We start from the raw sequence: 13081 nt of genomic DNA, 5'->3' as shown, positions 1-13081 counted from the left end.
TTTGTGATCAGGCGGTTGCGGCTGTTTGATCAGAGATAACCGGGCAAAGGCACCACCATTGTGTGGACCCTATCCAGAAGACAGTCGTTACGCCTGCTGCAGACACCACAGTCTGTTCGCGCCTCTGTCTTCTTTTCCCGCTGTCGCAGAATCGTCACTGGTTTACGAGATCCTGTTCCGCGCCTCGGCATCGAGCCGTACCAGGAAGGTTGTGCCTATTGGGGGCGCAGCAATGATCGTGAGGTAGCCCATGAGTGAACGCATTCTGCGTCTCGACAAAGCCGGCACTCCGGTGGAATGGCTGGACTGGCAGATGGCCGCCACCCTTTATGCGCGCGGGCTGGTAACCTGGACGCTGGGGGATGTGATCTACCGTCTTCGCGGCGGGACCTGTCGGTTTTCCGGGGAGCGTTCCAGCCTGTCTCTGCACTCCATTATTGCCTGCGATGGTGTGGCCAATCCCCACAAGCGCCCGGCACCGCCATTGACCAACCGGGCGCTTTTCCGCCGTGACCAGCATGTGTGCCTCTATTGTGGCAAGCCTTTCCCGGAACATGTCCTGACCCGTGATCATATTGTCCCCACCTCGAAAGGGGGCCGGGATCGCTGGTCCAATGTGGTATCTGCCTGCCGGCGCTGTAACCAGCGCAAGGGCAGCCGGCGCCTGGAAGAGATCGACATGGATCTACTGGCGCTGCCCTATGTGCCGAACATGGCTGAATATTTGGCATTAATAAACAGCCACCGTATCCGCGGGGACCAGATGGCGTTTTTACGCAGCCAGTTTGGTAAGAACAGTCGGCTTTTGTGAGAGGGAGTTTTTACACAAATGCCCTTTTCGTCGTATTTGGGTTACATCATGTTTCCCCCATTATTCACGCTGCCTTGAATAGGTATATAAGAAGATTCGGTTTTATGTGAATTGGGGAATTCATTGATCCGCTGCTATCTGGCGATTCTGCTGGCTTTTTGGGGTTTTTCTGCATCGGCGCAAGCACCGTCAGGCCTTGCTGCGGCATTTTATTACGGCCCTCACATCCCCTGGCACACTCTCTCTGTCTATGATTTCCCTGTTGTAGAGCCGGATCAGGCCAGTGGCGTGCCCGATACGTTTCGCGAGCAGCGCTTCTATGCCTATGTCAGCCTGGGTGAAGTCCTGGCATCGCGCCCGTATTTCGCAAACCTGAAACCCGAGTGGCTGCTGGGGGAAAACCCGGACTGGGGCTCCCATATTTTCGATCTGTCTTCGCCGGGGTTGCGAGATTTTCTCCTCAAGCAGGTCATTGCGCCGCTGTGGCAGCAAGGCTACCGGGGTTTTTTCTTCGATACCCTGGATAGCTACCAGCTAGTTGCCAAGACACCTGAGCAGCGGGAGCAGCAGCGGCAAGGGTTAGCGGCGTTAATCAACCAGATATCCCAGCGTTATCCCCGGGCACGCTTTATTTTCAATCGCGGCTTTGAACTGATGCCGCTGGTTGAGGCGCCGGTGGATGCCATCGCGGCTGAGTCTCTTTACCAGCGTTGGGAGGCGGGCAAGCAGCGTTATGCGGCGGTTCCCGAGGAAGACCGCCAGTGGTTGCTGAATCAGTTTGCCACTATGCGTGACCAGTACCAGGTCGATACCATTGCCATTGACTACGCGCCGCCTGCTGAGCGTGAGCAAGCCCGAGAGCTTGCCAGGAAAATTGCGGGTCACGGTGTGATTCCCTGGATCACCAATCCGGAGCTGGACATGCTCGGGCTGGGCGTGCGCGAGGTGCTGCCCCGGCAAGTGTTATTGGTTCATGGTGGCAGCAATGAGCGATTCTGGGAGCTTTCCGATGCGGTGCGTTATGGGCTGATGCCACTGCAGTTCCAGGGGCTGGTTCCTGATATCCGTGCCATCAATTCCACCATGCCAGCTGGCACACTGCAGGGACGATACGCCGGTATTGTCGTGTGGCTGGAAGAGGAAGAGCTGGCCGATGCGGATTTTGAGGCCTGGCTGGTGGAACAAAAAGATGCGGGCGTTCCCATTGCCATGCTGGGTTACCCGGCGGTGGACCCGGTGGGGCCCAATGCGCAGACTTTCGGTTTCGAGGGTCGGCCTACACCCTTGTCACCGCCGACGGTTACCCGTCAGCATGAGGCCATGGGGTTTGAGCTGGCACTGCCCAAACTGATAGAGCTGTCGTCGCCATTGCACAATTCGTCCGCCCAGCCCTGGCTGGAATTGCGCGCCGGGGAACATACCTACACGCCAGCGGCGACGACCCCTTGGGGCGGTTATGTCTTCCAGCCCTTCATGATCCGTTCGATATTGCCCGGTGAGAAAGGTGAAGGACTGGATCGCTGGGTGGTCAATCCGCTCACCTTCATTCGCGAGGCATTACAGCTACCGGTCATGCCGATTCCGGATGTGACGACAGAAAATGGTCGGCGCTTGCTCTTCGCGCATATGGATGGTGATGGTTTTCCCAGCCTGGCCGAGGTGAAGGGTTATCAGGGGCAAACCGATGCCCGGGTATTGCTGGAGGAAGTGCTTAAACGTTTTGATGTGCCCACTACCATCTCGGTGATCGAGGGCGAAGTGGCGCCTCATGGCCTCTACCCGAAAATGTCCGCCGAGCTGGAGCAGATCGCCCGGGAAATGTTCGCCTTGCCTCAAGTGGAAGCGGCTACCCACACCTATTCGCATCCTTTTTTCTGGTACGACGCCCAGCAAATGCCAGGGGAGCTGTATGGCCCCGAAGGGCAATTGCGCCTGCCTATCCCCGATTACCAGATGGACCCGGTGCGCGAAGTGGTCGGTTCGGCACAGTACATCAACAACAACCTGCTGGCCGACGGCAAGCGTACAAAAATGGTGCTGTGGAGCGGGGATACCCTTCCCACTCCTGAAGCGCTGGCTGCGGCACGCCGGGGCAACCTGCTGAACATGAACGGTAGCGATACCATCATCACCCACAGTGCACCCACCTGGACCCTGATCAAGGGAATCGGTTTGCCCAAGGGGGACGAATACCAGGTTTATGCACCCAACCAGAACGAAAATATTTATACCAATGAGTGGAGTGGCCCTTTCTACGGTTTTGAGCGGGTACTCGAGACTTTCGAACTGACGGAAAGCCCCCATCGCTTCAAGCCGGTGAACATCTATTACCACACCTACATTGCCAGCAAGACGGCAGCTCTGGAATCCTTGCTAAGGGTCTATCGCTGGGCGCAGTCGCAACCGCTTCATCCGGTATTTGCGTCTGACTATGCCCGCAAGGTGCTGGATTTCAACACTATGGTGATCGCCCGGGATAATGATGGTTGGAGGGTAAAAGGCAATGGCGAACTGCGCACCCTGCGATTACCTGAGGCGCTGCCGCTACCGGCCCTGACCAATAATACCCATGGGGTCGCCGGCTACCGGGAAGACGGTCCCGGCCGCTACCTGCATTTGTCCGGCGCTGACGCTCACTGGCAGCCCGGTTCGGACTCGTTGCCTTACCTGCAACAGGCCAATGGCCGCCTGACCACATTTGCTCGCAATGACGACGGCATGCAATTTTCTCTGGCAGGACACACCAACCTGGAATTTGCCATCGGCAATGCCGATGGTTGCTCGCTCAACCATAACGATGAACCACTGAAACCAGTGCGTCGGGACGGAACCCTCTATCACTACAGGAGTGCGAAGCATGAGCTCGAAGAGCTACGGCTACACTGTTCGCACTGAGCGATTACGGGTTCTCGGCCCCACAGAGTTGTTCGCTTGTCTGTTGTTGATCCTGGTGGTCTGCTGGCTGGCATTTCCCCGGGACTTGGCCGTCACGTTGCGCAATGCGCGCCTGGATGCGGTGACCTTGAGTTATATGCAGGCCTGGCTGAAAGCTAAGCCGGATGATCATGAGCTGCGTTTGTTGATGGCCCGGGAATTGATTGTTCTGGGGCGATTTGACGAAGCTGATGTGCAACTGGACCGGGTAGAAGCCGCCGATGCGGGTTACCAGTCGGAGGTTCGCTGGCTGAGATTGCAGTGGGATTTCAAGCGGCTGATGGCCATGGATCCGGAGCTGCGTGGGTCTTCCCGATTGCAGGCTGAGACCCTGGCAAGTGTGCGCAGCCAGGACTGGTCGACATTGACTACTGAGCAGCGCCGGGAACTGGCGGAAATGGCTCTGGTGCTGGGGGAGGTGCAACAGACTGTGCGCTATTACCGGCTGCTTGCCACTGAGGCCGAGCGGCCCGGCGAATGGTATGAAAAAGCCGGACGGGTTCTGTTAGGGCAGGGTAATTACCTGGCGTCGGGGCTTGCTTATGAGCAAGCCATGGAAGCGTCTGCTGACGCGGCCGTGCGAAAACAGTATTTTCTAGAGACGCTGGCGGCCCTGGAAGCCGGTAGCTTGCATGACGTTGCCTTGCGTTTTGCGTCCCGCCACGAACACCTTTATTTCCAGGACAAGGCTGTGTTGTACCGCCTTATGCGCCTGGCCCAGGCCGGCGGCAACCTGGCCCAGGCCCAGCGCTATGCAGTGCGGTTGTTGCGTCTCAATGGCCGTGGGGAGCAGCGATGAAGCGGTTGCTTCTCACTCTGGTATTACCTTTGCCATTCCTGTCTGGCCTTGTTCTGGCCCAGGCGCCGGAGCCCTATGTGGAGAGCTACTACGACCATAGCTATGAGGTCTTTGTGGCGGCGGGTAATCTGGGACGGGCTCGTCAGGTAGTGGACAACGCTCTTTACTGGCGCCCCGAAGATATTCGCTGGTTGCTGAGGCTGGCGCAGATCGCCGACTGGCAGGGAGATAGCAGTACTGCCCTGAAAGCCTGGTGGAAAGTAGCGGAAAACACTGACGATCCGCAGGCCTGGCAGCAGGTCCGCCAGCGGGCGCCGCTGGCCTACGATTACCAACTGACGTTGCGGGTTTATAAGGAATTGCTGGAAGTGTCTCCCCGTGACCGGGATTTGCTGGCTACCATCGCCAGGCAATATGAGTTGCTCGGCACACCGGATGAAGGCCTGCGCTTCCTGGCTGACTGGCATCGACGCCATCCGGGCCAGGCTGTGCTGTGGGAAATGCAGCGTCTGGCCTGGAATCAGAGTGACAGAGAGCAAGCCGCTCGCTATTCGCGGCAGTACATGAATCGCTACGGCCCGGAACGGGACATGGCATTGCAAGTCTCTCGCTACCATTGGCTTGAGGGCCAGCGAGAGACGGCTTATGCCGATTTGCGCAGTGATGCCGAAAGCCTGCCCTATGACCCGGATTTGACTCGCCGTCTGGCGGTGATGGCCAGCGAGCTGGGGCATTGGCAGCCGGCCATGAGTCATTACCAGACCTTGCTGGATCAGGGTGACGACACCCTGCCGGATCTGTACCAGTACATTACTCTGGCTCGTTATTACGACCGCGACAGAGTCGTGGCGCTGATGGAACGGGCCTGGCAGCGCAATGGCGATCAGGCTTTTGCCATGGGGGCCCTCTATCAGATGCAGGATGCCGGTCGCTGGCAGGCCATTGACGACTTTCTGCAACAGCTGAGTGACGCCCAGCGCCAGCAACTACAGCAGGACCCGGCGTTTCTGCGTTTTTATGCCAATCTGCTGTTGCGCAAGGGCGAGATGGAACGTGCCGCGCAATGGTTGCAGCGGGCGCTGGAACTGGCTCCCGGGGATCGGGAAACCCGCATCGCCTGGTTGTGGCTGTTGGTTGCCAGTGGTGATGATACTCAGCTGGCACAGACCCTTGCCGCCTGGGAGGCCGTTATCCGCCTGGACCGGCGTTATTGGGAAGTGCTGGCCGCCGCGCATATGGCGCTGGGTCATGCCGAGCAGGCGGTGCGTTACGAGAGTCGTCTGCTGCAAACGGCACCCGGAGACTGGGAGCGACAGTGGCAGTACGCCCAGGCACTGATTGCCGCGGGCCGGGATGGTGAGGCCTGGCCAGTGCTGCGCAATCTGCATCAGCGCTTGCCGTTTACGGTCAGTGACGACAAACAGAACCAGTACCGGTATATGCGCCTGGCGCTCAGCCAGCGTTTTGAGGGCGGTGACACTTCCCTGCAACTGGCGCAACAGATTCGCCAGCAGCAGGGTGCAGACGAAGCCCGTGCCGAATGGCTTGCCCAGTGGGCCTTGGGCCATAGCGAGCCGGAGCTGGCACGCGCCTGGTATCTGCGTAAGCAGCAGGCCGCCGGTAGGCTGCATGCCGGGTCGGCGCTGGCCTATGCCATGCTCAATAACGACCGTGATGCCGTGGCCCAGATTCGTGAACGTTATGCCGGCCAATTGACGCTGTCTGAGCAATTAGGAAGCCAGTTGGAACTGGGCGAAGAACGACGCGCCACCGCGACGCTAATGGCCATGCAGGCGGGCTCTCCGGAACTGGCTGGCGCCAACAATCAGCAGGAATCCCTGTTGTTGCCCAGTGCTCGCTCCAGCGCTCTGGCGGTGGAACAGCGCCGCCTGGGTGCCTTGCAAATGACGGACTGGGCCTTTACCCAGAGTCAGCCATTCAGTGACCACAGCACCTTGTCCGCGCGCTACCGGCAACGGCAGTTCGCCAGTAACGATCGGGCCCAGCTGGATGTGGATGAAGCGGAACAGTGGCTGACCCTGGAGTGGCACTATCAGCGCGAACGCTATCGTCACCGTTTTTCACTGGGCCAGCGCCAACTGTTGGATAACAGCGAAACCACCGCGGATCTGGAAGTGGCCGGCAACTGGCACTCCGACTGGTCTGCCAGCTGGCGTTACCAGTGGCAGATGCCGGCGGATGAAACCTCCTTGCTGCTGTTGGGCGGTTCCCGGACCGGTAGCCAGTTCCAGCTGAATTGGTCGCCCCAATCTACCTGGCAGAGCAGTGTAGATTGGGCGGATTACCAGTATCGTGATCTGAATAGTCAAAACCTGGGGGAGGGCAGCATTATCAATGTGCAAAGCACCTGGCGTCCCTGGCTGTCCCGTTTCTCACCCGGCTTGCGCCTGCGCCATACCCGCGCCGATTTTGCCGAAGCCGGGGACAGCATGGCTGAGGTTCGCGCCTTGCTACCCGTCGGCGCGGACACGGCGCCCTTGCCCGAGGATTACCGTGAATCCGGGGCCTCCCTGCTGCTGGGCATGCCGGACGTGCATATTCGCCCGCATCGACTGCAGGGCTGGGGAGAAGTGGGTTACGTGAATAACAGCCTGTCCGGTGATGGTTTTATCGGCCGCTTGGGCCTGGCCGGGCCGCTGATCGGTCGCGATGCCTGGCAGCTGTCTGTGGAGCGCCAACTCAATACCGGTGGTAACGATGAAGATAGTTACCGGGCCGAACTGCAATACAGGATTTACTACTAGGAGCATGAGATGAAACAGGTTGTTGCTTTGTTGCTGGCGCTGATGCTGGCCAGTTGCACCCATGTACGCAGTAGTCAGGGAGTTTCCCTTGACGCGGAAGGTACCTGGCTAGTGTTGCCGCTGGTAAATCGCACCGCCACTCCCCAGGCGGGGCTGCGGGCAGCGGCTATCGTGGAAGCCGTGCTTTACCGACAGGGTGTGACCGCGGTGGAAAGTTATCCGGAAACCGGTAATGACGGCCTGTTGTTCGAGGCGTCTTCCTCCGCTAACCGGGAAAAAATGGATCGCTGGGTGCAGTCGCAATCGGCCCAGTATGTGGTCAGCGGCGTGGTGCATGAATGGCGCTACAAGACAGGTGTGGATGGCGAGCCGGCGGTGGGTGTGATGCTGGAAATCCGCGAACTGCCTTCCGGTAACATCGTCTACAGCGGCACCGGTGCTCGTGCTGGCTGGGCAAGAACGTCGCTCAGCCAGACCGGGCAAAAAGTCATCGACAAGCTGCTGGCTCCGGTCATTCGCTGATGCGAAAGTGGCTGGCTAACACCGTCATCCCCGCCCTGGTGGCTCCGCCGGCAAGACCCTTGTGGGTGGTGCTCGAGGCGGTGCTGTTGACCCTGGCGGCAGTGGCCATGGGCTTGTGGTTGCGTTCCGAGGACCCCTTGGCGCTGGATGCCAACTTCCGTTGGGGCTTGTTCGTGCCCATTCTGGTGTCGCTGCGTTACGGTAGCCTTGCCGGTGTGTTTGGCATGCTGTGTCTGCTGGCCAGCTGGCTGGTACTCCGCAATATGGACTTTTATGCGGACTGGGATTTCCCCGAAGGCACCATGCTGGGCGGTTTTATTCTCAGCCTGGTCTGCGGTGAATTCGCTGACCTGTGGCGGGTGCGTCTGCAGCGGGCGGAAAGCGCCGCCAGTTACGCTCTGGAACGTCTGCAAAACCTGACCCAGCGCCATGTACTGTTGCGTCTTTCCCATGATCGCCTGGAAGAGAATCTGCTGGTCAGGCCCTATACCGTGCGCGATGCCCTGTTCCGTCTGCGCGATCTGACTCTTGATGAAAGCGACAGCACAATCCTGCCGGCGGCGGATGATCTGATCAATTTGCTGGCGGAGTACTGTCAATTGCAGCGCGCCGCTCTCTATCCGGTATTGGACGGCAAGATCAGTGACCAGGCCGCCGCCCTGCTGGGGGAGAACAAGCCCCTGGATCAGCACGATGCTCTACTCGGCCATGCCCTGGATATCAAGATGCTCGCTCATGTGCAGCAGAATACCCAGGATGACGCCTATGTGGGCCGCTATCTGGTGGCCGCACCGGTGACCAACAGTGCCGGGGAAATGATCGGTGTGCTGGTGGTGGAGCGGTTGCCGTTCCTGTCCATGAATTATGAAAACCTGCAGTTGCTATCTGTGCTGCTTAACTTCTATGCGGATGTGGCGCACTACGGGGAAGAAGTGGACAGCCTGCTGGATACCTGGCCCAACCTGCCCACCCGTTTTGCCAGTGAATTGACGGCGCTTTCCCGGTTGCGCGGTGAAGCGCGGGTGGACACCGCCCTGACCCTGTTTGTGGCTGACGACAGCGAACAGGCTGCGCAGATTCTGGAAGCGTTGGCGCGGGGCCTGCGCAGTCTCGATCTGGCCTGGTGGGTTCATGACAACGTGCTGATGATCATGATGCCGATGACAGGTGATTCCAGTCTGGAAGGTTTTGTACTGCGCACGGAGAAATGGCTACAGGAAGATTATGCCTTCTTCAGTCTCCGCCAGGCCGGGGTGAAGTACTACCATCGATTACTGGATGAGCGCGATTCTGGCGACCAGCTCCGCGAGTTGCTGGGGGTGGCCGGTGTCTAGCTGGAAGCTGCTTATCTATGCGATCAGTGCGGAGTTCGGCTCCCTGCTGCTGTTGCTCAGTCAGAACAGCTCGCTGTCGTATTTTCTGCTTTACCTTGTCGCCCATGGTCTGGCGTCGGCCTTGTTATCCGCCGTGGCGTGGACCTTTCTTCCGGCCCGTTTTCGGGAGCCGAAAGTCTTTTCACTGGCACTGATTTTTTCCTTTGCCTTTTTTATCCCGGCGATCGGGCTGCTGACCATTGTCGGTGGTATTGCTCTGGGTGTGATGCTGCCGGCATTGTTCATGCCGCTGCCGTTTTCCCAGGTGGCCAAGCCCTACTTTACGCCGGTGAACAATCAGCAAAGCGCCGGTTTTCGGCAGATTGATCTGAAAACGCTACTCACCAGTGAGACGGCGCCCAACGCTTTGCGTATTCAGGGGATGCTGGTACTCAAGGACATGCCCGGGCGCATTACCGGCCGACTGTTGCGCGATTCGCTGGGGGATTCCTATGAGGATTTGCGTCTGCTTGCCTACGGTATTCTCGATCAGAAGGAAAAGGAAATTACCCGCGATATTGACCGTGTTCTGCAGTTGCTGGAGCGGGCCAGGGAGTCTCGTCGCTACCGGCTTGCCCGGCGCCTTGCCGAGTTGTACTGGGAGCTGAGTTATCAGGACCTGGTTCGCGGCGACATCATGACCCTGACTCTGGAACGGGCAAGCTTCTATGCCGATATGGGGCTGATGGAGTCCCCCGAAGATGCGGGGCTGTGGTTATTGCGCGGGCGTATCAAGATGAGTCAGGGAAACCTGGGGGAATCCCATGAATCCCTGATATTTGCCCGCAGGCTAGGGTTGTCTCCGGCCCAGGTAAATCCCTGGCTGGCGGAAATCGCCCTGCAACGACGGCAACTGCCGATGGTGCGCTTACTAATGGAACAGATTCCGGAGGGCAGTCAGTTTACTGCCCTGAATAAATCCGTGGAGTACTGGAGGGGCTATGGCGCTGCCCAGAGCGGATAAGGCGGACATCTGTCTGTTGCTGGAGGGGACCTTTCCCTATGTCAGCGGCGGGGTGTCGAGCTGGGTAAACCAGATCATTCGCGGTTTTCCTGAATATACGTTTGCCTGCTGTTTCATCGGCAGTCGCCCGGAAGACTATGGCGAGATGAAATACACCCTGCCGGACAACGTGGTGCATCTGGAGGTGCATTATTTGCATAACTTCCAGCGTGGCGCGCAGAAAAAACCGAAAAAAGGGGACGCCGCCGCCTATCATCGGCTGAGCCGTTTCCACGAGCTGATGCGCTCCGGCAAACATTCTTCGGAGCGGCAAGCCCTGCTTGGCGAGACGTTGGATAACCTGGGGGATGGCTGCTGTTATTCTGAGGAGTCATTTCTGTACAGCCGGGCAAGTTGGGATTTCATTTCCGATGCCTACCGGGAGTACAGTCGGGACCCGTCTTTTGTGGATTATTTCTGGACGGTTCGCATCATGCATGCACCGTTGTGGGTGCTCAATGACATCGCTTCGAACCTGATTCCGGCGCGCATGTATCACACCATCTCCACCGGTTATGCCGGTTTTCTGGGCACCATGCTGAAACGGCGCACCGGCAAGCCTTTGCTGCTTTCCGAGCACGGCATCTATACCAAGGAGCGCAAGATTGATCTGTTCCAGAGTGAATGGATCAGCGATAACCGCGGGTTGGTGGAAAAGAACAATGCGGAAATGGCGTACTTCCGCGAGAAGTGGGTGAACTTCTTTACCGAGTTGGGCCGCGAGTGTTACCAGTCATCCAACCGCATCGTGGCCCTTTATGAACGCAACCGGCAACGGCAGGTGGAAGATGGCGCGCCCGCCGAGCGCACGCTCAATATTCCCAATGGCATCGACCTGCCACGCATGGAAAAGGTCCGTGCTGCCCGGGGTGCCGAGATACCCCAGTCGGCCTGCCTGATCGGCCGGGTAGTGCCTATCAAGGACGTCAAAACCTTCCTGCGCGCCATGCGTACTATGGTTAACGAAATACCGGACGCCAAAGGCTGGATTGCCGGTCCCGAAGATGAAGACAAGGAATACGCCGCAGAGTGCCGCTCTCTGGTAACCAGCCTGGGCCTGGAAAAGAATGTGGAGTTTCTCGGGTTTCAGAAGATCGATGAGTTGCTGCCAAAAGTGGGCGTGGTAGTGCTCAGCTCCATCAGTGAAGCCTTGCCGTTGGTGTTGCTGGAAGGCTTCGCTGCGGGCGTGCCGGCGGTGTCTACGGATGTGGGCTCCTGCCGGCAATTGATTGAAGGGCTCGATGAAGAGGATCGGGCGTTTGGCAAGGCCGGTTCCGTGGTGGGTATTGCTGACCCGGAAGCCCTGGGCAAGGCGGTGGCCAAGTTACTCAGTGACCCACAGGCCTGGCACGAGGCGCAGCAGGCCGGCATTCGCCGGGTGGAAACCCTGTACACCCAGCAGCAGATGTTTGGCTCCTACCGTGAGCTGTATCAAGGGCTGCTGGAAGGGGAGCGCTGATGGCAGGTATCGGGTTCGAACTGCGAAAACTCCTGCGCAAGGATACCCTGCTGGGCCTGATCCGTGCCTATGCCTACGCCGGTGTGATCAGCTCCGGGCCCTGGGTGTTGTCGATTATCGGCATCCTGATCATCGGTATTTTCAGCCTGGGGGCAGTGGTACCGGATATCGCCGTGTCCCAGTTCCAGGTCACCGTGACCTATCTGATCGCGATCAGCCTGGTGCTCACCGGTACCGTGCAACTGGCCTTTACCCGTTTCTGTGCTGACCGCGCTTTCGAGAAGCGCGAGGACCTGATCCTGCCTAACTATGGCGGCGTGACGCTATTGGTCACGGTGATTTCCGGGGTGCTGTCGTTAGCGGCGGCGGTGTTCCTGTTCCCGGAACAGAGCATCCTGTTCCGCGTGTTGATGGCGGCCAGCTTTGTGGTGCTGTGCAACATCTGGATTGCCACCGTGTTCCTGTCGGGTATGAAACAGTACAAGGCGATACTGGTGCTGTATGCCCTGGGCTACGGGATTACCGTGGTGGGGGCACTGTTACTGCGATTTCTTGATCTTGAAGGGTTGTTGCTCGGGTTTCTGCTGGGGCAAGTGACCTTGCTGGCCGGCATGCTGGTATTGATCGTGCGTGGTTATCCGGCACTCAGTATGGTGTCCTTCGAGATGTTCGGACTCCGCTACTTGTATCCCAGCCTGATGTTGGTGGGTTTTTTCTACAACGCCGGGGTATGGGCCGACAAGGCCATGTTCTGGTTTTACAGCGGTACCGGTAGTCAGGTGATAGGTCCGTTGCACGCCTCGCTGATCTATGACATCCCGGTGTTCCTGTCCTACCTGTCGCTGATTCCCGGCATGGCCGTGTTTCTGGTGCGTATGGAAACCGACTTTGTGGAGTACTACAGCAATTTCTATGATGCGGTGCGCGAAGGGGGCTCACTGTCCTATATCGAGGACATGCGCAACCAGATGGTGTTCGTGATCCGCCAGGGCATCTTTCAGATCCTCAAGATCCAGGCCATCTCCGCCTTGGTGATCATGGTGGCCGGCGCCCAGATCTTCGCGGCCCTGGGCATCACGGATCTCTACCTGCCTTTGCTCAAGGTACAGCTGGTGGCCACCGCCCTACAGGTGGTGTTCCTGGCCATCATCAACGTGTTCTGCTACCTGGACCAGCGCCGCATGCTGGTATTGCTCACCGGCCTGTTCTTCGTGCTGAACGTGATCTTTACCGGCATCAGCCTGTACCTGGGCCCGCAATTCTTCGGCTTCGGTTTCCTGCTGTCGCTAGCGGTGTGTGTGATGCTGGGGTTGTGGCTGGTGAACCGGAAGATGGGGGAACTGGAGTACAGCACATTTATGCTGCATTGAGCTACGAGCTACGCTCGGTTGGATAGGGAAAGGTTGAGACGTTCC

At 58.5% G+C, this 13081-nt stretch carries 9 protein-coding genes; all 9 read left to right on the top strand.

Annotated features, from left to right (window positions below):
- Positions 1–250 precede the first annotated feature (250 nt).
- The 9 genes from ACMG4N_RS13840 to pelG all read left to right on the top strand — a co-directional run bounded on the left by ACMG4N_RS13840 (position 251) and on the right by pelG (position 13036).
- Positions 251–811 (top strand): HNH endonuclease, encoded by a 561-nt coding sequence (locus ACMG4N_RS13840; protein WP_297768649.1) that lies wholly within the window; start codon positions 251–253, stop codon positions 809–811.
- 288 nt (positions 812–1099) lie between these two features.
- The gene (locus tag ACMG4N_RS13835) at positions 1100–3706 is read left to right on the top strand and encodes a bifunctional glycoside hydrolase 114/ polysaccharide deacetylase family protein (RefSeq protein ID WP_366516921.1); all 2607 of its coding nucleotides are present in this window, start codon (positions 1100–1102) and stop codon (positions 3704–3706) included.
- Positions 3669–4544: a tetratricopeptide repeat protein gene (locus ACMG4N_RS13830; RefSeq protein ID WP_297768652.1), complete on the top strand. Its 876-nt coding sequence runs from the start codon at positions 3669–3671 to the stop codon at positions 4542–4544. Before ACMG4N_RS13835 ends, ACMG4N_RS13830 begins: the two co-directional genes overlap by 38 nt.
- Entirely contained in the window at positions 4541–7309 is a 2769-nt protein-coding gene (locus ACMG4N_RS13825) for a tetratricopeptide repeat protein (protein ID WP_297768655.1), read from the top strand. The genes ACMG4N_RS13830 and ACMG4N_RS13825 overlap by 4 nt, the downstream gene beginning before the upstream one ends.
- A gap of 9 nt (positions 7310–7318) precedes the next feature.
- On the top strand, positions 7319–7831 hold the full coding sequence (locus ACMG4N_RS13820) for a hypothetical protein (protein WP_297768658.1): 513 nt from the start codon (positions 7319–7321) through the stop codon (positions 7829–7831).
- On the top strand, positions 7831–9165 hold the full coding sequence (locus ACMG4N_RS13815; protein WP_297768662.1) for a PelD GGDEF domain-containing protein: 1335 nt from the start codon (positions 7831–7833) through the stop codon (positions 9163–9165). The genes ACMG4N_RS13820 and ACMG4N_RS13815 overlap by 1 nt, the downstream gene beginning before the upstream one ends.
- A complete protein-coding gene (locus ACMG4N_RS13810; protein ID WP_297768665.1) occupies positions 9158–10168 on the top strand; it encodes a hypothetical protein in 1011 nt (336 codons plus the stop codon). Before ACMG4N_RS13815 ends, ACMG4N_RS13810 begins: the two co-directional genes overlap by 8 nt.
- On the top strand, positions 10146–11666 hold the full coding sequence (pelF, locus tag ACMG4N_RS13805; protein ID WP_414432089.1) for a GT4 family glycosyltransferase PelF: 1521 nt from the start codon (positions 10146–10148) through the stop codon (positions 11664–11666). The genes ACMG4N_RS13810 and pelF overlap by 23 nt, the downstream gene beginning before the upstream one ends.
- A complete protein-coding gene (gene pelG, locus ACMG4N_RS13800; RefSeq protein WP_414432087.1) occupies positions 11666–13036 on the top strand; it encodes an exopolysaccharide Pel transporter PelG in 1371 nt (456 codons plus the stop codon). Before pelF ends, pelG begins: the two co-directional genes overlap by 1 nt.
- Positions 13037–13081 lie beyond the last annotated feature (45 nt).

Source organism: Alcanivorax sp. IL2 (assembly GCF_047495475.1).
Classification (GTDB): Bacteria; Pseudomonadota; Gammaproteobacteria; order Pseudomonadales; family Alcanivoracaceae; genus Alcanivorax.
The sequence above is the reverse complement of the archived record's forward strand: the minus strand, read 5'-3'. Positions and strand labels throughout refer to the sequence as shown.